Genomic DNA, 19114 nt, shown 5'->3' on the forward strand with positions numbered 1-19114 from the left:
CTCCTTTTCTTAAATCCCCCTGATTAATTAAAAAACGCGAACAGATATCACTATCTGTTCGCATTCATCTATCATAAGCTATGACGCATACTTATTTTTTTTTACTTGTTTTTGTTGTTTTTGTTGTTTGTGTTTTCATGGACGACATCATTTGTTTAATTTTCTTTTCTGATGGTTTTTGTCCCATTTGCATCATTAACATACGCAACATATTTTCATCAACCGGCGGATTTTTTTTGAAATAATCCATCATGTACTTTCTAGCAAGAAAGAAACCAGCGACTGCTCCACCAACTAAAGCTAAAATAATTAAAAAGATAGCAAGACCTAAATTCATTTTTGATTCACTCCTTTCAAACCTCTCAAGTCTTAATTGTACTAAACTCTAGACAAAAAATAAACTAAAATTCTATTCTTAAGCTAAAAAAAGAGATCTTTACTAAATAACAGCAAAAAGAAAGCCATGTAAGTGATAGAAATCAACTTACATGGCTGAATTTTATAAGTTGTTATATGTTTTTACAACATTTTCTACTGTAAAGCCATAATTTTCAATAACTGTTGCTCCTGGCGCACTAGCACCATATTTGTCGATACCGATTGTAGCACCATCTAAACCAACATAACGTTCCCATCCAAAAGTAGCACCCATTTCAATAGATACGCGTTTGCGGACATCTTTAGGTAATACACTTTCTTTGTAGGCTGCATCTTGTTTGTCGAACAAATCAAAACTTGGAACAGAAACGACTGAAACATCGTGTCCATTTTCTTTCAAATCTTTTTGAGCTTCAATAGCTAAAGCAACTTCAGAACCAGATGCTAACAGAATTCCTTCAGGTTTTTCACCTTCTTGAGCTGAAATAACGTAAGCTCCTTTAGCAACGTTTGTACGAGCGCCTTCTTTTGTACCTGGCAAAACTGGTAAGTTTTGACGTGATAAAACTAACATTGTAGGATGATCTGTTGAAGTCAATGCTAATTCCCAAGCAGCCGAAACTTCATTTCCATCTGCAGGACGGATCAATGATAAGTTAGGCATGCCACGTAAACTAGATAATTGTTCAACTGGTTCGTGAGTTGGACCATCTTCTCCAACCGCAACAGAATCATGCGTGAACACATACGTTACTGGAAGTTTAGAAATAGCAGCTAAACGAACTGCAGCACGTAAGTAATCAGTAAAGACGAAGAAAGTACCACCATATACTCTAGAACCGCCATGCAAGGCAATCCCGTTCATAGCAGCTGTCATCCCAAATTCACGAACTCCAAACCATATATTTCTTCCCTCATATTGACCAGCTTGGAAATCTTTTACATCTGAGATCATTGTGTTATTAGATGAAGACAAGTCAGCAGAACCGCCCCAGAAATAAGGAACTTTTTTTGCAATAGCATTTAGAGCTTGACTACCTGTAACACGAGAAGCTAATGCTTTATCTTCAATATCATAAGTTGGCAATTCTGCATCCCAATCTGCTGGTAATTCATTGCTTAATGACATTTCAAGTTGTTCAGCTAATTCTGGATACTCAGCGCGGTAAGCTTCAAATGCTGCTTTCCACTCTTCTTCAGCTTTAGCGCCTTTATCTACCATTGTTTCTTTGAAACGATCAGCTACTTCAGTAGGGACAAAGAAGTCTTCGCCTTCCCATCCATAAGCTTTTTTAGCTGCTTCGATTCCTTCTGCCCCAAGTGGTGCACCATGGACTTTATGTGTTCCTGCATTAGGAGCACCAAATCCGATAACAGTTTTCACTTCAATTAGAGAAGGTCTTTTTGTTTCAGATTTTGCAGTTTCAATTGCTGCATTAATTTCATTTAAGTCATTTCCATCTTTTACAAGAATATGTTGCCATCCGTAAGCTTCAAAACGTTTGCCAACATTTTCAGTAAATGCTTTAGATGTAGGACCATCTAATGAAATATCATTTGAATCATAAAGAACAACTAATTTTCCAAGTTCCAAGTGAGCAGCTAAACTTGCAGCTTCAGCTGAAACACCTTCCATTAAGTCGCCATCCCCACATAGAGCATACGTATGATGATCAATAATTGTATGTTTTTCTTTATTGTAAACAGCCGCTAAATGAGCTTCTGCCATAGCCATACCTACACCGTTTGCAATCCCTTGTCCTAAAGGACCAGTAGTTGCTTCTACTCCATCAGTATGGTTAACTTCTGGATGTCCTGGTGTTTTACTATCCCATTGACGGAATTGTTTTAAATCGTCGATTTTAACGTCATATCCAGCTAAATGCAACAAGCTGTATAATAACATTGAACCGTGTCCAGCTGATAAGACAAAACGGTCACGGTCAAACCATTTTGAGTTTTTTGGATTTACTTTTAATTGTTTAGTCCACAATGCGTAAGCCATTGGAGCAGCCCCCATAGGTAAACCTGGGTGTCCAGAGTTGGCTTTTTGTATACCATCCATACTTAGTGTTCTAATTGTATTTACTGCTAACTGGTCTGTGTTATCAAACAAAAAAATCATCCTTTCAATTTTAACTCTCTAATAGGTACTCTATTAGTTTACTATTATTTCACTTCAAGTGCAACGCTTTCACGATCGTAATGTTACTAAATGGGAGAATCTTACATTTATCACATCCATGCACAATCGATCTGTTATCTGCCATGAAGACCTTTGTCTTTTTGAATATCTTTCAATTTATCAGGTGTAACATCGTTGCCTTTTTCATCTACTACCTTTACACCTTCAATTGTGTTTCTCATGCCGCCTCTAAATGCTTGGATATAGGCATCTCTTAATTTTTTTTGTTCCACTTGTTCTTGAAGTGTCAATCCCTTGCTCTTTGATTTTTTCGCTAAAACATTAATTCTGTCTATTTGTTCTTTAGGTAACATCTAATCACTCCACCATTATTTTTATTTCTTGTTCAACTATAACAAACTTTTTTGAAAAAAACACCTTTTAATGCTGTTCATCTACGAACGTTTGTTTGATTTGTTGTGTCGTATATGGTAATCTTAATGTGATAAAAATATAAGAAATGAGGTGTTTATATATATGAGTAAAAATCCTGAATCTAGGCAAGTTGAAGTTCTTCAATATATATATGATCAAGTTAAATTAAAAGGTTATCCACCAACAGTGCGAGAAATCGGAACGGCTGTTTCTTTATCATCTACATCAACAGTCCATGGCCATCTTTCTCGTTTAGAAAAAAATGGTTTTATCCAACGTGATCCAAGTAAACCAAGAGCAATCGAAATGACAACACTAGGATTATCAAAATTGGGAATTGCTTTAGATAAAATCCCACTATTAGGAACCGTTACGGCTGGTGAGCCTATCTTAGCAGTAGAAGAAGCTACAGATTATTTTCCGCTTCCTCCTAATTTAAAATTCGAAAATGATTCTCTCTTTATGTTAACGATACGTGGAGAAAGCATGATCAATGCAGGTATTTTTGACGGTGACGATGTGATTATTCGCAAACAAGGAACAGCGAATAATGGTGATATCGTTATTGCCATGACGGTAGATGATGAAGCTACTTGCAAAAGGTTCTACAAAGAAGAAGACCATTATCGATTACAACCTGAAAATGATACTATGAGCCCTATTCTATTAAATGAAGTAACTATTTTGGGTAAAGTTGTCGGTTTATACCGCAGTCATATTCAATAAAAGTAAAAAATAACTTGGAACAGCTCCAAGTTATTTTTTACTTTTTAATTTAATAAATTCTTTACAGGAGCAAATGTTTTGCGGTGAATTGGGCAGACCCCATATTTTTCTAAACCTTCTAAATGAACTTTTGTTCCATAACCTGCATTTTTAGAAAAACCATAACCTGGATACAAATCATCATAATCACTCATCATTCTATCTCTCGTTACTTTAGCAATAATACTGGCTGCCGCGATAGATAAACTTTTCGCATCTCCCTTGATAAAACTTTCTTGAGGGATACTAACCGGTAAATGCATCGCATCAATGACTAATTGTTGTGGCGTTTGAGACAATTGTTGAATGGCTTCGATCATTGCTAATTTTGTCGCTTGATAAATATTAACTTCATCAATAACTTGATGATCTTTCACACCGATACCAATTGCTATTGCAGATTCTTGGATCTGATCAAATAAAAAATCTCTTTTCTCACTAGATAACTGTTTAGAATCATTGATTCCCAAGACATTAAAATCTTCTGGTAAAATAACAGCAGCAGCAACGACCGGTCCAGCTAAAGGGCCTCTTCCAACTTCATCAATCCCAGCAATATACTGCGTCCCTTTTTCCCAAAAGAATCGCTCGATCTGAAGCATTTCTTGCTGCTTATCAAGAATCATTTGTTGCTTCTTCAACCGATTTTCCCAAGATTTATACGCCGTTAAAGCCCCTTTACGAGAATCATTTTTTATCAAAATTAAACGTTCATCCCCAGGATCAATTATGGTAGCTAACAATTCTTTAATAGCGGTAATTGTCATTGGTTTTTCCACTTTTAATTCTCCTGTCCTTCTGATAAAGAAACAGGAGCTATATCTAGTGTGTATTTCCCCATTTTACCACTTCTTATATCATGAATGATCAATTCAGATGCACGAGTATAATCATCTCTAAACCCTTTACGCTCGCCGATCAACATAAGTAATTCAGGCGTTTCAAGATTCAATTCTTCTTCCGTTAATTGATACCGTTTAGCAATTGCTTTAGGGTTGCGAGTCTTCATTACTTCTAATCCATACATCGCAATATCATCTAACTGTAAAATAGTATCCTTAATTGCACCTGTCAAAGCTAATTTTTTACCAACATCAGGATCTTCAAATTTTGGCCAAAGTATACCCGGAGTATCTAATAACTCCAGTTCTTTCCCTAATTTCAACCATTGTTGAGCTTTCGTAACACCAGGCTTATTTCCTGTTATTGCAACGTTTTTCTTGATAAAACGATTGATTAAAGTGGATTTCCCAACGTTTGGAATCCCAATACTCATGGCTCTGATGGCACGAGGTTTGATTCCTTTAGAAGCACGTCGATCAAATTTGGGTTTCAAAATCTCTTTTGCCTTTTCCATCAATTGCTTCATGCCTTTTCCTTCTTGTGCAATAATCGGCACTGCCGCAATTCCTTGATTATTAAAATAAGCTACCCATTTCTTTGTTTCTATAGGATCGGCCAAATCACTTTTATTTAAAATAATAATTCTTGGTTTTTCTCCAATGATTTCATCTAAGATAGGATTGCGGCTTGATAATGGAAGTCTTGCGTCTACTAGTTCAAAAACAATATCGACTAGTTTTATTTTTTCTGTGACTTGGCGTCTTGCTTTTGCCATATGTCCTGGGAACCATTGAATGGTCATAGTTATTTCACCTTTCTCTTTACACAAAAACAGAATTCTTTAAAGTTTCTTTTTTGTTTTTTTAATTATCGTCTATTGAACCGAATTCTTTAAATGGAAGAATACGAAAATTCGCCGTACCACTTATACTAGAAGCATCAACAAAACCAAAAACTCGACTGTCTTTTGAATTTTGTCGGTTATCGCCCATCACAAAATAACTTCCTTCTGGAACAACTTCTTCTCCTGTTTTAGCTGCTAATAAGAAATCTTCTGTAAAGTTTTCTCCTGGAGCTAAATCCTCTTCGACACTTGCTAGATATTCTTCTTCAACTGCTTCTCCATTTATATACAATACATCATCTTGGAATCGGATAGTATCTCCTGGAAGACCTATGATACGCTTGATGTATTGTTTTTCAGGGGCATCTGGAGCAGGAAAAACAACTACGTCAAAACGTTCAATACTATCAACTTTATTTAAAATCAGACGATCTCGGTCTTCTAAAGTAGGCACCATTGATTCACCATCAACACTTACTGGAGCGAATAGGAAATGACGAACAAGAAAAAATATAATTAATGCCACTACACAATACAATAATGTGCTGAAAAATTCGCTTCCGCGACTTTTGTTTTCCTTACGTTTTTCGCTAGGAGAAGGATGGCGTTTACTTCTCGGTTCAAAAAAACTTTCATTTTGATTTTGACCATCAGAAAAATTAATTTTACTCATTTGCTTTTCTCCTAACATTCTTTTATTTATGGAACAAATTTTATACGATCAAACGGATAATACGTAAACGATGTTTCTCCAATGATCGAATCTACTGGGATGCTTCCAAAATAACGACTATCATTACTTGATCTTCTGTTATCTCCTAATACAAAATATTCATCTTCAGGTACTATTTGTGTACCAGTCAATTCTTCTAAAGTAAAATCAGATGTCCAAATTCCTCCAGCATCATTCACTAAATTATTATCTAAAAATTTTTCCTTTATTTTTTGATCATTTATATAAAGCTGATCTTTCTCATATCGGATACTTTCTCCAGGTAACCCAATGACTCTTTTTACTAATGTTCGATTTGAAGAATCATGAAAAACGACTAAATCGAATCTTTGTATATCATATATTGTTCTAACAATAATTTGATCGTCCTGTTGAAAAGTAGGTATCATTGAAGATCCTTCGATAGTCATAGGAATAAAAATAAAATTTCGCAATATAGCCGTGATAATGGCTGCTAATAATAATGCCTTAAACCACTCCCATGAAAATTCCTTCCAAGACTTTTTTTTCATAACATTCTCTCCAAACAAATCGGTTTATTCTATCATACAAGAAAATTTTTAAAATGACTATTTATTTAGGATCCTGCTCAATTAAAAGAGAGATAGCAACTTCCTATCTCTCTTCTCCAATAAGTGTATAATCATTTAATTCACAATCATTAGTTTGTTTAATCGTTCGACTTAGATGATTGTAGTTCTTTGATTGCTGCTTCGTATTGAGTATCATTTTCATCAATCAATTTTCTTAATGATTCAACTAGTTGAGTAGAGGTTTCTCCAGTCACTTTACCATCCACCGTTAATTTAGTGTCTGTTTGAAATTCTTTGACCGCTTCTTGAGTAGATTCGTCAAAGTAGCCATCTGTATCTTCAACAGAGTAACCTAAAGCATCTAATACTTTTTCTAAGTTTTCAACCTCTGCTGATACATCACCTAATTGATATGTTTTTGAACTATCGATCAACAATAAATTAGCATACTCAGGTAAAGAAACTTCTATATCAGGAGTAATTCCTTTTTCGTGGATCCATTCGCCACTTGGCGTCAACCATTTAGCAATGGTTAGTTTTAATTCACTACTATCATCAAACGTAGCTACATTTTGAACTGTGCCTTTTCCAAAAGTTTTCGTCCCGATCAATTTGACATTACCAGATTCACTTACTGCACCTGCTAAAATCTCAGACGCACTAGCACTTCCTTCATCCACTAAAAGAACTGAAGGTTCAGTTACTTTGAAACTGCCCATTGTTTTGTCATCTGCAACAATTGAAACCGGTTCTTGATCTTTTTCTTGCGTTTGCAAAATAATGTCGCCATTTTCTAAAAACAAATTAGAAATACTTAAACCGGCATTTAATAGACCACCTGGATTTTGTCGAACATCAAATACAAAAGATGTTGCACCTTGTTCTCTTAAATCTTCAATTGCCATAACCAAATCTTCGTACGTAGGTGAAGAAAAACTAGTAATAGTAATTGATCCAATAGTTGGATTTTCTTTATCTAATTGATAAAGAACGGTTTCAACAGGTATCGTATCCCGCACAAGAGTCACTTCGAAAGTAGTCTCTCCTCTTTTAATCGTTAAAACGACTTCTGAACCCTTTTCGCCGCGAATATAAGACACCGCTTCGTTTAAACTCATCCCAGATAATTCTTGTTCATCTACTTTTACAATAATATCATTTGGTTGAAGCCCTGCTTTTTCAGCTGGCGATCCAGCAATAGGAGAAACAATCATCACATTATCCCCTTGTTTCATTACTTCTGCACCAATTCCTTCAAAAGAAGCAGAGATGCTTTCATTTAATGAAGAAGATTCCTCTACATTAAGATACTGTGTATATGGATCTCCAACAGATTCAGTCATACCAGTAATGGCTCCTTCAATTAAGGTTTCACTTTCTACACCTTGATAGTAGTCTGACATTAAAGTATCGTAGACTGTTTGAATTTTTTCAAAATCTTCGGAATCTACGGCTACACTAGCTTCTGACGAATTTACTTGATTTTGAGCTTGTTCCTCATTTGTATTTTCATCAGCATTCGTAACAGCGACGGTTCCACCAATTGAAAGTGCAGCAACTACTAGTAGAGAAGTGCCATATATCCAAGGCTTAATGCCTTTTTTTCTTTTTTCGTTATTGGATTCATTCTCCATTTGTAAGGATCCTCTCTGCTTCAATTAATATCTAGGGTTGTATCTTTTAAATTTACTGCTATAACTGTATTTTAAAAGATGCGTTTGGTTTTCTTGACTGGTTAGTTCATTTTTAAAGCAGTTTCTAAAGCTACAATCATCATATCATTAAACGTTGTTTCTCGCTCGTCTGACGTTGTTTCTTCACCTGTGATCAAATGGTCACTTATCGTTAAGATTGCTAAAGCTCTACGGTTGTATTTAGCAGCTAAAGTATATAAACCAGCTGCTTCCATTTCGGTAGCTAATACTCCATAATCGGCTAACTTCTTTTTGTCCAATTCTTCATTATAAAAACGATCAGCAGACAGAATGTTTCCCACTTTTACTTTCATCCCTTGTTCAAGTGCACTATCATAAGCTGTTTTTAATAATTCAAAGTCAGCTATTGGAGCAAATTGCACTTGTCCATTGAATGTATTCATTACTACAGCAGAATCTGTTGTAGCACCTTGAGCTAAAATAACATCTCGTACTTTAACATCTTTTTGCATCCCACCGGCTGTTCCAACACGAATCAAGTTTTTTACATTGTAACCTGTGATCAACTCTTCGGCATAAATCATCATTGAAGGAATTCCCATACCGGTTCCTTGGACTGAAACACGTTGCCCTTTGTAAGTTCCCGTGTAGCCAAACATATTTCTTACACGGTTGTATTGTTCTACATCCGTTAAAAATGTATCTGCAATATATTTTGCTCTTAATGGATCTCCTGGTAGTAATACCGTTTCTGCAATTTGTCCTTCTTTAGCTTCGATGTGTACGCTCATTTTTATTTTCCCCCTAGGTATAGTGTTTTTTATCTATCTTTATCTAAATAAATTTCCCAAGCTTTATCAAACGTTGTCATTTCTTCTAAATATGACCCATTCAATTCTAAATAATGACTGATTTCATGGTAATCTTCTGATTGTTTTGGAAAGCTGTCATCTAAATAAACTGCATTTGCAAATAAGGTAATATCATCTGCCTTATGTGGATCTCTTTCAGTCATTAAATAATGATAAAATGGACGTTGCATGGCTTTAATTCCCTTCTTTATTTTGCTGATAAACCATACGCTCATTTTTTTCTTGTGCGTATTTTTCTGGATTCTTTTGATAAAATTCTTGATGATGTTCTTCAGCTAAATAAAAAGGCTTGGCATCTTCAATCTTTGTTACAACAGGTTTTTTGTATTTCCCACTGTCATTTAAGCGCTGTTTAGACTTTTCAGCTACTGCTCTTTGAAGTTCGTCTTTAACAAAAATAACCGGACGATAATTATCTCCTCTATCTTGGAATTGACCCATTGCATCAGTTGGATCTGTTTGGTTCCAATAAATTTCGACTAATTCTTCATACGAGATAAGGTTAGGATCGAATGTAATCTCAACAGCTTCAGTATGTCCGGTTGTTTCAGTCAACACTTCTTCATAAGTAGGATTGGCCGTATGACCTCCTGTGTAACCTGAAACTACTTTGTCGATTCCGGGTTGTTCATCAAAGGGAGAAACCATACACCAAAAACATCCTCCCGCAAAAATTGCAGTATCTTTCATACACACTATCCTTTCCTATCCATCTTAACTTTAATTTGTTGGCATATAAACGTTTACTCGAATATCATTTTCATCTAAATCTATCTTATCTACTGAAAAATGCATACCACTTTCTAAAGTAAACTGATTTAAATTAAACACAACCGTTTCTTGTTCACTATCAATCGCAACCCATTCTGGAATATTCAATTGACTTTCGACTTGGTTTAACGCAAATGAAATAGGTAAATTTAATTTTCCGATTGAAAGTCCTGTTGCTTTAAATTGTAAATTGCCATTTTCCATGACAAATGGCTCTAAAAACAATTGAAACTGAACATCGTGATCAAACAACTGAAACGTTCCAATTAATTGAGCCTCATCTTCTAGCCTAAACTGATAATTAACAGGTCCAGTTACTACCTTTTCAGTTTCAAGGTATGAAGCTACTAATTTATTTACATCATCTTTTTTTGTTGATACTTGAAACATAACCTCGTCTTTAGTATCCGTTACCCTCAGATCCGGTTCTCCAATAATAACCGGAGACAATTGAGTAAAAAACCAAATAATTGTTCCAATTATTATCGCTAGTAATGTAAGAAATGCCCATTTCCAACCATTTAATTTTATTTTATTTTTTTGCTGTTTTCTTTTTGTTTCCATAAAAGCTCCCTTTTCTTAAACTAAAACTTTTTATTTTATAATAGCTTGAAACAAGATTTCTGCCATTAATTCATAACCAGCTTCATTAGGATGAAATAAATCTTCTTCATACAAATAAGGATTTTTAACCTCAGACCTCTTTTGATCTGTTCCGTCTATTAAAGGTTCTTCTTTTTCCTCTTGTATCAAAGTTTGATCAAACAAATCAGCTATCGAAACAAAAGTAGCATTTTCGGTTTCGTTTACTACTTCTTGAGTCTGATTATTCCATTCTTTTAAGATTGTTTGCATTTCAGTTATTTCAGGAAAGTATGCAGAATAAGGATTATAAATACCAAAAATATATAATTCTGATTCTGGATTTACTTCCTTAATAGCAGTAAATAACATTCTTAAATTTTCTTCATAAGTTTCTCTAGGTGCAATAAAGCTATCTTCCGTGATTGTTAAAAAATTTTGTTTGAAGGTTTGAATGATATCATTGCCACCAACTGTTAAAACAACGATATCCGCGCCTTCAACATCTTCTTGTATGGCTTTATTTTCATTAAACCTCGCTAAAATTTGATCGCTGCGATCACCGCTTTTTCCATAATTGCTTGTTGTTATCTTTTTATAGTTATCGGTTTCTTCTAATAAATTCGCTACTAATGGAACATACCCTCCACTATTGGTTGTATCTCCAACACCTTCTGTTAAAGAATCTCCTATTGCAACGATATGAATAGATTCTTTTTTCATTTCAGTTTTTTCCTTGTCATTCGATGAATTGGTTTGAAATAAAACCGTTAAAAGTCCAACAACGAGAATAATACCTATAATCAAAAAAAGGAAGACACCGATAATAGACTGTCCTTTTTTCATGTGAAAGCTCCTTTATGACTCAATATCTGAAAACAGTATAACAGATTCGCTCGTTTTTTTATATATTCCGATAAAGAGTATTTGCAGTTTTCGTTACTTTTCTTTTCTAACATATGTTTCAAAAACGTGAGGATATTTATTGCGGTTATCAAGAATTCCCGCTTCTGATTTATCTAGTTTCCATTTTGTCCAGTCTATTTCAGGAATAAATGTATCTCCTTTAAATTCGCCTTCAATCATAGTACGGTGCAGTACATCCACATCATCCATGAAAAAAGTAAAGACATTTGCTCCACCGGTAATAAGAGTGTCACCTTCATACTCTGCAGCAAATTTTAAAACTTCTTCTCTGCTGTGCATGACTTTGACCCCTTCAGCTTCATAATTTTTGTCTGTAGTTAAAATAATATTAATACGATCTGGTAAAGGGCGTTTATTCATTCCTTCAAAGGTTTTTCTGCCCATTACAACAGCATTGTTTATCGTCATTTGTTTAAAAAATTTTAAATCATTAGGCAAATACCAAGGCAACGTACCTTGATACCCTATTGCCCCATTTTTATCTTGAGCCCACAAAAATGCAATCATCACGTTTCCCCACTCTCTTTTTTATTAAACAGCTATTGGAGCTTTTATACCAGGATGAGGGTCATATCCTTCAATTTGTATATCTTCCATTTCAAAATCAAACATACTTGTCTTTGATGGATTCAACGTTAAAGTAGGCAACTTTTTAGGTTCTCTAGTTAGTTGTTTGTTTATTTGTTCAATATGGTTTGAATACAGATGTGCATCTCCCAATGTATGAACGAATTCTCCTACTTCAAGACCAGTTTCATGAGCTATAAGATGAGTCAACAACGCATAGCTTGCAATATTGAACGGAACACCTAAAAAGATATCTGCACTTCGTTGGTACAATTGACAGCTTAATTTCCCGTCTGCAACATAAAATTGAAATAGTGTATGACAAGGAGGCAATGCCATATTTGGTACATCTTCAGGATTCCATGCCGAAACAAGCATACGTCTTGAGTCCGGAGACGTTTTGATCAATTCAATAATATCTTTTAGCTGATCGATCGTTTCTCCTTGAGTCGTTTGCCATTTTCGCCATTGTGCACCATAAACATTCCCTAATTCGCCATATTTAAGCGCAAAGGTCTCATCTTCTAAAATACGTGTACAGAATACCTCTTTTTCTTTTAGGTAAAGAGTATTGAATTCTGAATCTATCAAAGATCTTCTACCAAAATCAGTCATATCAGGTCCTGTATAATCTTCACTTTTTACAAAACGTTCAAAAGCCCATTCGTCCCATATATGATTATTATGTTGCAACAAATAGCGAATATTTGTATTGCCTTTAATAAACCACAATAATTCGCTCTTAATCAAGCTGAAGGGTACTCTTTTAGTTGTTAACAGTGGAAAACCATTTTGTAGATCAAAACGCATTTGGTATCCAAATAAACTTTTAGTTCCCGTTCCCGTTCGATCGGTTTTTTCGTTACCTTCTTCCAAAACTTTTTTTGCTAGGTTTAGATATTCTGACTCCACAACCTTACCTCCTATACATTAATCATTTGCATATTGACTTAAATATTCCCAACGGTTCATTTTTTCTTCTAGTTCTTTTTCTAAAGCTGTTACTTGTTCTTGCTGTTCTTGCAATAAACTAAAATTACTGCCCGATTTTAACATCTCTTGTTTGAGCGTTTCTATTTTATTTTCAAGATTAAACATTTCTTCTTCAATCGTGGTCCATTCTTTTTGTTCTGTAAAGGTTAATTTTACTTTTTCATCTACCACAGCTGGTTCCGGTTGTGTGTCAACTTTTACAACTGAATCGTTGCTTTGAACGGAACGACCTTGTTTTTTCTCTTTTTCTTCTTCAATATAATCTGTAATACTGCCATAAAAGGGTCTGATTTTTCCATGCCCATCAAATATCAATAATTTTTCTACTGTCTTATCTAAGAAGTAACGGTCATGGGAAACTGAAATAACCGCTCCTGGGAATGTTTCAATATAATCTTCTAAGACCGTTAAAGTTGCGATATCTAAATCATTTGTCGGTTCATCAAGCAACAATACATTTGGTTGTTGCATCAATAACTTCAACAGATACAAACGTCTTTTCTCTCCACCGGACAATTTACCAATTAGTGTACCGTGTGTATGGCGTTCGAATAAAAACTGTTCTAATAGATTTGTTACACTAATTCGTTCACCATTAGTAGTTTCCACTTCTTCTCCAACTTCTTGTAAATAAGAGATGACACGTTTGTTGGGGTTCATTTCTTCAATTACTTGCGTAAAATAAGCAACCTTTACAGTTTCACCGACAACTAATTCTCCTGAATCTAATGGAAATCTTCCAGCTAGCGTATTTAAGAAAGTTGATTTACCCGCCCCATTTTCTCCGCTGATTCCAATCCGATCTTTCGTTTGAATCAACATATTGAAGTGATCTAATATTACTTTTCCACCTAGATTCAGCGATGCATCTTTCAATTCGAAGACTCGTTTTCCTAAGCGAGATCCTTCTAAGTTCATTTCAACTGATTCGTCTACGTTAGATTGTTTTAAATTGTCTTCTAAGTCTTTAAAACGACCGATCCTAGCTTGTTGTTTCGTTGAACGTGCCTTTGCTCCAGTGCGCATCCAAGCTAATTCTTTCGTATACATCTGTTTCCTTTTATGATCTGCCACTACGGCTGCTTCTTGTCTTTGAGCTCTATTAATCACGTATTGCTCATAGTTACCTGTATAGAATGTCGCATTTCCATGGAATAATTCAACCATTCGATTAACAATTCGGTCTAAGAAATAACGGTCATGTGTTACAAGCAATAGGGCTCCTTTATACGCACTTAAATAGCTTTCTAACCACGTTATTGTCTCAAAGTCTAAATGGTTTGTTGGTTCATCTAAAACTAGCAAATCAGGTTCTTGAATCAAGACTTGTGCTAAACCCACTCGTTTTCTCTGTCCACCGGATAACGTTCCTACCAATTGTTCTAAATCACTGATGCCTAATTTAGTCAAAATCGTCGTTGCATTTGTATCAGCTATCCAAGCATTTTCATCATTCATAGCTTGTTCAGCTCTTGAATATCTATTTTGGCATTTTTCATCCATTGGATCTGCCGTTAATAATTCTAAGGCTCTTTCATAATTTCTAACAGCCACCAAGATGGGTGTATCTCCCTCAAAAACAGCATCGAAAACAGATTTATCAGGGTTCAAATCTGGTTCTTGCATCAAATAACTAATTGTATAGTCTTTCGGTTTTTGGATACTGCCTTTTTCAGCACTATCATTTCCTGTGATCACATTCAGCAAGTTCGTTTTCCCAGAACCATTCACTCCAATTAAACCGATTCTTTCGCCTTCCATGATTGAAAAACTAATATCATCAAATAATACTTTTTCTCCATAGGTTTTTGTTAAATTCTGTACTTTAAGTTCTTTCATCGTTTATCTCCACTTTCCTTTATCCTACATATTTACTTATCTTTAACATTCTACCATCTTTTACTCATAATATCTTTAGGCTGACCCAATTAAGTTTTATGAATCAACTTTTTAAATTGAGCAAGATCTTCATGGATCGATTCTAATAACTGGCGATTGTAAAATATTGCTGCTGGATGGTAAGTCGAAAAAACAGCATAATTTTTTTCAGTCCATGCATACGTATTATCTTCTATTGAAGCAAGTCGAAGCACGGGTCCATTATACAATTGTCCATGATGTGTAGAAACTTTTGCTTGTGGACCAAGAAGTCTTTTTAGACCGATATTTCCCATAGTTAATATATAGGGAGCTTGAACAGTTTTTACTTCGTGATCTAACAACTCTGCATGAGCAATCATTTCTTGTCTAGTTGGCGCCCGATTGTATTTCCGCTGTACTATTTGGTTGGTTTTGCGATCCAATTTTTCTTTATAGCGATAAGGTCGGCTCCTAAAAGCACTAGTAATATATACTTCACTTCGATCAACTTCTAACAAATCAAAAAAACGCATCAATTCTTTTCCCGCCCTACCTGAAAATGGGACACCATTTACTGCTTCTGTTTCTCCAGGTGCTTCTCCGATCAATAAAAACTTAGGGTGAACAGGACCTTGTCCATAAACGAATCCTTCAACTGGAAAATGTTGAGACCGTTTTTTAGCTAAAGTAACCATATCAGTTGTTAAAACTGTCTTCACTTGAATCTACCTCCTAAACGTATACTATTAGTTTACCGTAGTCAGCTTTAAACGAGCGAATCATTTGCATAGGACTTTTCATGACATAAAATTGACGAATGATAAGATTATTTCTATAATAGCTGTAGGTTATTCGTTTTATTTTTTGAAATCGGATCATACCAATTGAATAATCTTTTAAAGGAGGGTTTCGTAAATGGAATATGGAACAGTCAAATGGTTTAGCAATGCAAAAGGATACGGATTTATTGAGTACAACGAAACCGAAGATGTTTTTATTCACTTTACGGGCATTGACAGCGATGAAGGGTTTAAATCTCTAACCGAAGGCCAACGTGTTTCATTTGAAATTGTGGAAGGCAATCACGGCCCTCAAGCAACAAAAGTTATGGTTCAGGATGATGTTGATTTTCATAATTAGAGTAAAAGTAAAAAAAACGATACACTCTAGAGTATCGTTTTTTCGTTATTTTAGTTTAGGCATTTCACTCCATGCTTTTTGCTTTTCAAAAACAATGTTTGATGCATAACGTTCTATATACGCACAAAATTTCTTTTTATTCCTAGCATTTAGAAAAATTCGTAAAGTTTTTTGATTTTGTTTAAAAACTAAACTTACTTCTCTGTTAGGAGAAATGGTTATTTTCTCAATTTCGTCTATAGAGATATAGGACGTTTTAATCCCTCTAAAATAACTTATTTTCAAGTTAGTATTTTTTATTTTTAGTGTAGAACCAAACCCAAAAAACACAAGTAAACCCAAGATAATTGCCAAAATAATAAGTGTTAAAGAAATTGTTTGTGTCTCTATTGCCACAGTAAGCAGTGTAAAAAACACTAACCAGCAAATTGACCAATAAATAATTTGAAAAGCTGGTTCTAATGAAAGTGAAATTTTGAAACGAGGATTTTCAGTCAATATGCTACGCCCCTTATACGAAAGTACTGTTATTTTAACATACCCTAAACTAAAAACCCATTAAAAGAAAGGAAAGAAAGGAATATGATCAAATTATATACAGATGCTTCTACAAAAAATAATCCTGGCTTAAGTGGAGTTGGCATTGTCATACTTACTGAGAATAGATATGACCAGTTGTCTATCCCTCTTGAAAAAGAAATGAGCAATCATGAAGCTGAATTCGAGGCTTTGATTCAAGGGCTTGATTTTTTAATTGAACACTTATTAATTAATGAAACTTTAATGATGTATACAGATAGTAAAATTTTAGCCTCTGCTATTAAGAAAAACTATGTTAAAAACGATATTTTCCGAGGCTACCTGACACGAATCCAACAAAAGCTCAAGCATTTCCCACTTTTTTTCATTCATTGGATTCCAGAATCTCAAAATAAAGGAGCCGATAATTTAGCTAGACAAGCTTTACAAAAAAAACTAAAAAATAACTAACAGGTCTAAAAAAACTAAGTTTTTTTGTCCTGTTAGTTATTTTTTTAGCCATTACTTACGCGGTGCTCTAGGAGGACGTTCACCCCAAAATTGGAATAAATCCGTTCTTAAAGCGCCATTATACAATTTGCGTTTTTTAGTCGCTTTTTCGCCATAAAAGGTTTCAAAAGCTAAGTCACTTGTAATAATGTATTTACTCCACGTTTTTAATGGACGATATACTTGACCCATTTGCTTATACAATTTATGAACTTCTTTTTCTTCACCTAATCGTTCACCATAAGGAGGATTAGCTAAAATAACGCCATATTCTTTATCAGTCGTAAAGTCAGCCAATTGCATTTGTTTAAATGTAATGCTGCTGCCTACTCCTGCTTCATCCGCATTTGCTTTAGCAATCTCAATCATCGTTCCATCAATATCAGAACCCATAATGTCTAGTTCAATATCATGATCCACTGCAGCTTCTGCTTCTGCACGTACTTCTTCAAAAACACTTTGATCAAACCATTCCCATTCCTCGCAACTAAATGAGCGATTAGATCCTGGAGCAATATTGTGGCCAATTAAAGCCGCTTCAATCACAATTGTTCCCGAACCGCAAACTGGATCATAAAACGGACGGTCTTTGCGCCAGTTGGTTAATTCTACAAGAGCTGCAGCCATATTTTCTTTTAATGGTGCGCCACCTTTTGCTGAACGATACCCTCTTTTAAACAAGCTTGGTCCAGTTGTATCCAATGTTATGGTAACTTTATCTTTTAGTAAAGCCACTTCCAGTTGATACAAAGCCCCTGTTTCAGGCAAACGCGTATTACGATGATAAACTTCACTTAAACGATTAACAATTGCTTTTTTTACGATAGCTTGACAATCGGATACACTATATAATTTTGATTTGATTGATTTACCAGCTACTGGAAAATTGGCATCCATAGGCAATAGATCTTCCCATGGCAATGCTTTTGTTTTTTCAAATAGTTCATCAAATTCATATGCATCAAATTCGCCAACAATAATTTTGACACGGTCTGCAGTTCTTAACCATAAATTCGTTTTAGCAATGTCTTTTTCTGTTCCTTCAAAAAAGACCTTACCATTCTCTACTTGACACTCATACCCTAAAGCTTTGATTTCTTTTCCTACCAATGCTTCGATTCCGCTGGCTGCCGTTGCAACAAGTTGAAATGTTTTCATATTTTTATTTTCTCCAATTCTCTTCAGTTTCTTTAGTTAAAAAAATCTTATATAAATATAAAACCCTCCGAAAGGGAGGGTTTTATACCTGAATTTGTAAATTTCTGTAAGCCATGTTCTGTCTCAGATAGAAAGTCAGGGTCTGTTCTATCCGGAGGTAATTATCTGTCTGCAATTACTGCCTCTTCCATCGGTTCAATTCCCTAGGAAAAGTGCCCCTACCAAAGTTTGGGTTGCTCGCTCGAGGGGTTTACCGCGTTCCACCAATACCGTTTCCCGTATTGCTTCGTCACTGTGGCACTTTCAAGAATACTCAAGCATAGTCTAAACCTTAGCTTTTTTTTCTGCCGTCTCTTCATACTAGATGAAGGCCCTGGCTTATGATTTCGCCAGGCACGAACACTACAAGCATCGCAGCTTGTGCGAGCATGGACTTTCCTCAGTCTAGTCTAGCTAGACCGCAATTACCCGAAATTCACAAATATAGTTATTCATTAATTCATCGACTATCAAATCGTTCTATCGTTAAAAAGATGGTTATAGTTCATCTTCTTCGTCTAATTTTGAACCAAAGACGTGACGTTCTAAATTAGATAAACGTTTTAAAATGTCAAAATTGGTTACGGTATTATTAGGTTGAGAAGAATGGCTAGGCTTAGCAATGGAAGCTTGTTTAGTCAATTCATCAATTTTACTCAATAAACGATCATTTTCAGCTTTTAATTGCGTAAGTTCTTTATTATATGATTCATAATCACGAATCACTTCGTCTAAATACTCATCTACTTCAGTTGGGTTGTACCCGCGCATACTTGTTTTAAATTCTTTTTGAAGAATATCTTTTGTTGTTAATGATCTGTTTGCCATGTTTACACCTCTTTGTTTGCTTCATCTTCTAACAAAA

General features: G+C 35.0%; 23 protein-coding genes and 1 other RNA gene. 3 read left to right on the top strand and 21 right to left on the bottom strand.

The annotated features are described in order from the left end of the window. Positions 1-91: 91 nt before the first annotated feature. The 3 genes from NST49_RS09565 to NST49_RS09575 form a co-directional block, all read right to left on the bottom strand. Positions 92-337, bottom strand: a complete 246-nt coding sequence (locus NST49_RS09565) for a YneF family protein (RefSeq protein WP_023177781.1) — start codon at positions 335-337, stop codon at positions 92-94. 162 nt (positions 338-499) lie between these two features. Beyond that, the gene (tkt, locus tag NST49_RS09570; RefSeq protein ID WP_341048292.1) at positions 500-2503 is read right to left on the bottom strand and encodes a transketolase; all 2004 of its coding nucleotides are present in this window, start codon (positions 2501-2503) and stop codon (positions 500-502) included. A gap of 134 nt (positions 2504-2637) precedes the next feature. After that, positions 2638-2877: a DUF896 family protein gene (locus NST49_RS09575; protein ID WP_023177779.1), complete on the bottom strand. Its 240-nt coding sequence runs from the start codon at positions 2875-2877 to the stop codon at positions 2638-2640. Positions 2878-3040: 163 nt separating this feature from the next. Between NST49_RS09575 and lexA the strand changes: the two genes are divergently transcribed. Further along, a complete protein-coding gene (lexA, locus tag NST49_RS09580; protein ID WP_023177778.1) occupies positions 3041-3664 on the top strand; it encodes a transcriptional repressor LexA in 624 nt (207 codons plus the stop codon). Positions 3665-3708: 44 nt separating this feature from the next. On the opposite strand, the gene NST49_RS09585 is transcribed toward lexA, so the two are convergent. The 14 genes from NST49_RS09585 to NST49_RS09650 form a co-directional block, all read right to left on the bottom strand. Further along, the gene (locus NST49_RS09585; protein ID WP_144080649.1) at positions 3709-4470 is read right to left on the bottom strand and encodes a ribonuclease HII; all 762 of its coding nucleotides are present in this window, start codon (positions 4468-4470) and stop codon (positions 3709-3711) included. A gap of 14 nt (positions 4471-4484) precedes the next feature. Beyond that, positions 4485-5348 (bottom strand): ribosome biogenesis GTPase YlqF, encoded by an 864-nt coding sequence (ylqF, locus tag NST49_RS09590; protein WP_023177776.1) that lies wholly within the window; start codon positions 5346-5348, stop codon positions 4485-4487. 61 nt (positions 5349-5409) lie between these two features. Then, positions 5410-6063, bottom strand: a complete 654-nt coding sequence (gene lepB, locus NST49_RS09595) for a signal peptidase I (RefSeq protein ID WP_034536561.1) — start codon at positions 6061-6063, stop codon at positions 5410-5412. Between the two features lie 26 nt (positions 6064-6089). Further along, positions 6090-6635: a signal peptidase I gene (gene lepB, locus NST49_RS09600; protein WP_187948591.1), complete on the bottom strand. Its 546-nt coding sequence runs from the start codon at positions 6633-6635 to the stop codon at positions 6090-6092. Positions 6636-6793: 158 nt separating this feature from the next. Beyond that, complete coding sequence (locus tag NST49_RS09605) at positions 6794-8290, bottom strand: S41 family peptidase (protein WP_034536558.1); 1497 nt, start codon at positions 8288-8290, stop codon at positions 6794-6796. Between the two features lie 101 nt (positions 8291-8391). Then, positions 8392-9102, bottom strand: a complete 711-nt coding sequence (gene deoD, locus NST49_RS09610; RefSeq protein ID WP_023177774.1) for a purine-nucleoside phosphorylase — start codon at positions 9100-9102, stop codon at positions 8392-8394. Positions 9103-9131: 29 nt separating this feature from the next. Further along, entirely contained in the window at positions 9132-9353 is a 222-nt protein-coding gene (locus NST49_RS09615; protein WP_023177773.1) for a YozE family protein, read from the bottom strand. Positions 9354-9357: 4 nt separating this feature from the next. Further along, entirely contained in the window at positions 9358-9873 is a 516-nt protein-coding gene (msrA, locus tag NST49_RS09620; protein ID WP_081701908.1) for a peptide-methionine (S)-S-oxide reductase MsrA, read from the bottom strand. Positions 9874-9903: 30 nt separating this feature from the next. Then, a complete protein-coding gene (locus tag NST49_RS09625; RefSeq protein WP_023177771.1) occupies positions 9904-10518 on the bottom strand; it encodes a YpmS family protein in 615 nt (204 codons plus the stop codon). A 30-nt stretch (positions 10519-10548) separates the two neighbouring features. Then, complete coding sequence (locus NST49_RS09630; RefSeq protein WP_341048301.1) at positions 10549-11382, bottom strand: SGNH/GDSL hydrolase family protein; 834 nt, start codon at positions 11380-11382, stop codon at positions 10549-10551. A gap of 93 nt (positions 11383-11475) precedes the next feature. Continuing rightward, complete coding sequence (locus NST49_RS09635) at positions 11476-11970, bottom strand: dihydrofolate reductase (protein WP_023177769.1); 495 nt, start codon at positions 11968-11970, stop codon at positions 11476-11478. Between the two features lie 24 nt (positions 11971-11994). Then, complete coding sequence (locus NST49_RS09640; protein WP_341048303.1) at positions 11995-12942, bottom strand: thymidylate synthase; 948 nt, start codon at positions 12940-12942, stop codon at positions 11995-11997. Positions 12943-12960: 18 nt separating this feature from the next. Then, positions 12961-14862, bottom strand: a complete 1902-nt coding sequence (locus NST49_RS09645) for an ABC-F family ATP-binding cassette domain-containing protein (protein WP_251166074.1) — start codon at positions 14860-14862, stop codon at positions 12961-12963. An 89-nt stretch (positions 14863-14951) separates the two neighbouring features. Beyond that, positions 14952-15578: a uracil-DNA glycosylase gene (locus NST49_RS09650; RefSeq protein ID WP_034538582.1), complete on the bottom strand. Its 627-nt coding sequence runs from the start codon at positions 15576-15578 to the stop codon at positions 14952-14954. Positions 15579-15798: 220 nt separating this feature from the next. Between NST49_RS09650 and NST49_RS09655 the strand changes: the two genes are divergently transcribed. Further along, entirely contained in the window at positions 15799-16023 is a 225-nt protein-coding gene (locus NST49_RS09655; protein ID WP_023177763.1) for a cold-shock protein, read from the top strand. Positions 16024-16068: 45 nt separating this feature from the next. On the opposite strand, the gene NST49_RS09660 is transcribed toward NST49_RS09655, so the two are convergent. Then, positions 16069-16521: an EbsA family protein gene (locus NST49_RS09660; RefSeq protein ID WP_023177761.1), complete on the bottom strand. Its 453-nt coding sequence runs from the start codon at positions 16519-16521 to the stop codon at positions 16069-16071. 84 nt (positions 16522-16605) lie between these two features. On the opposite strand from NST49_RS09660, the gene NST49_RS09665 reads away from it, so the two are divergent. Continuing rightward, the gene (locus NST49_RS09665) at positions 16606-17013 is read left to right on the top strand and encodes a ribonuclease HI family protein (protein WP_341048308.1); all 408 of its coding nucleotides are present in this window, start codon (positions 16606-16608) and stop codon (positions 17011-17013) included. 51 nt (positions 17014-17064) lie between these two features. On the opposite strand, the gene NST49_RS09670 is transcribed toward NST49_RS09665, so the two are convergent. The 3 genes from NST49_RS09670 to gpsB all read right to left on the bottom strand — a co-directional run bounded on the left by NST49_RS09670 (position 17065) and on the right by gpsB (position 19077). After that, positions 17065-18210 (bottom strand): THUMP domain-containing class I SAM-dependent RNA methyltransferase, encoded by a 1146-nt coding sequence (locus NST49_RS09670; RefSeq protein WP_341048310.1) that lies wholly within the window; start codon positions 18208-18210, stop codon positions 17065-17067. 102 nt (positions 18211-18312) lie between these two features. After that, positions 18313-18686: RNase P RNA component class B (rnpB, locus tag NST49_RS09675), an RNA gene on the bottom strand. A gap of 61 nt (positions 18687-18747) precedes the next feature. Further along, positions 18748-19077, bottom strand: coding sequence for a cell division regulator GpsB (gpsB, locus tag NST49_RS09680; RefSeq protein ID WP_023177756.1), 330 nt, complete (start codon positions 19075-19077; stop codon positions 18748-18750). Between the last annotated feature and the right edge of the window lie 37 nt (positions 19078-19114).

The sequence above is a fragment of the Carnobacterium sp. FSL W8-0810 genome (assembly GCF_038007125.1).
GTDB classification, from domain to species: Bacteria; Bacillota; Bacilli; order Lactobacillales; family Carnobacteriaceae; genus Carnobacterium_B; species Carnobacterium_B inhibens.

Bases quoted from the DNA above. Each gene is read 5' to 3' on its own strand.
- NST49_RS09565 (WP_023177781.1), bottom strand. From the start codon at position 337: ATGAATTTAGGTCTTGCTATCTTTTTAATTATTTTAGCTTTAGTTGGT.
- tkt (WP_341048292.1), bottom strand. From the start codon at position 2,503: ATGATTTTTTTGTTTGATAACACAGACCAGTTAGCAGTAAATACAATT.
- NST49_RS09575 (WP_023177779.1), bottom strand. From the start codon at position 2,877: ATGTTACCTAAAGAACAAATAGACAGAATTAATGTTTTAGCGAAAAAA.
- lexA (WP_023177778.1), top strand. From the start codon at position 3,041: ATGAGTAAAAATCCTGAATCTAGGCAAGTTGAAGTTCTTCAATATATA.
- NST49_RS09585 (WP_144080649.1), bottom strand. From the start codon at position 4,470: ATGACAATTACCGCTATTAAAGAATTGTTAGCTACCATAATTGATCCT.
- ylqF (WP_023177776.1), bottom strand. From the start codon at position 5,348: ATGACCATTCAATGGTTCCCAGGACATATGGCAAAAGCAAGACGCCAA.
- lepB (WP_034536561.1), bottom strand. From the start codon at position 6,063: ATGAGTAAAATTAATTTTTCTGATGGTCAAAATCAAAATGAAAGTTTT.
- lepB (WP_187948591.1), bottom strand. From the start codon at position 6,635: ATGAAAAAAAAGTCTTGGAAGGAATTTTCATGGGAGTGGTTTAAGGCA.
- NST49_RS09605 (WP_034536558.1), bottom strand. From the start codon at position 8,290: ATGGAGAATGAATCCAATAACGAAAAAAGAAAAAAAGGCATTAAGCCT.
- deoD (WP_023177774.1), bottom strand. From the start codon at position 9,102: ATGAGCGTACACATCGAAGCTAAAGAAGGACAAATTGCAGAAACGGTA.
- NST49_RS09615 (WP_023177773.1), bottom strand. From the start codon at position 9,353: ATGCAACGTCCATTTTATCATTATTTAATGACTGAAAGAGATCCACAT.
- msrA (WP_081701908.1), bottom strand. From the start codon at position 9,873: ATGAAAGATACTGCAATTTTTGCGGGAGGATGTTTTTGGTGTATGGTT.
- NST49_RS09625 (WP_023177771.1), bottom strand. From the start codon at position 10,518: ATGGAAACAAAAAGAAAACAGCAAAAAAATAAAATAAAATTAAATGGT.
- NST49_RS09630 (WP_341048301.1), bottom strand. From the start codon at position 11,382: ATGAAAAAAGGACAGTCTATTATCGGTGTCTTCCTTTTTTTGATTATA.
- NST49_RS09635 (WP_023177769.1), bottom strand. From the start codon at position 11,970: ATGATTGCATTTTTGTGGGCTCAAGATAAAAATGGGGCAATAGGGTAT.
- NST49_RS09645 (WP_251166074.1), bottom strand. From the start codon at position 14,862: ATGAAAGAACTTAAAGTACAGAATTTAACAAAAACCTATGGAGAAAAA.
- NST49_RS09650 (WP_034538582.1), bottom strand. From the start codon at position 15,578: ATGGTTACTTTAGCTAAAAAACGGTCTCAACATTTTCCAGTTGAAGGA.
- NST49_RS09655 (WP_023177763.1), top strand. From the start codon at position 15,799: ATGGAATATGGAACAGTCAAATGGTTTAGCAATGCAAAAGGATACGGA.
- NST49_RS09665 (WP_341048308.1), top strand. From the start codon at position 16,606: ATGATCAAATTATATACAGATGCTTCTACAAAAAATAATCCTGGCTTA.
- NST49_RS09670 (WP_341048310.1), bottom strand. From the start codon at position 18,210: ATGAAAACATTTCAACTTGTTGCAACGGCAGCCAGCGGAATCGAAGCA.
- gpsB (WP_023177756.1), bottom strand. From the start codon at position 19,077: ATGGCAAACAGATCATTAACAACAAAAGATATTCTTCAAAAAGAATTT.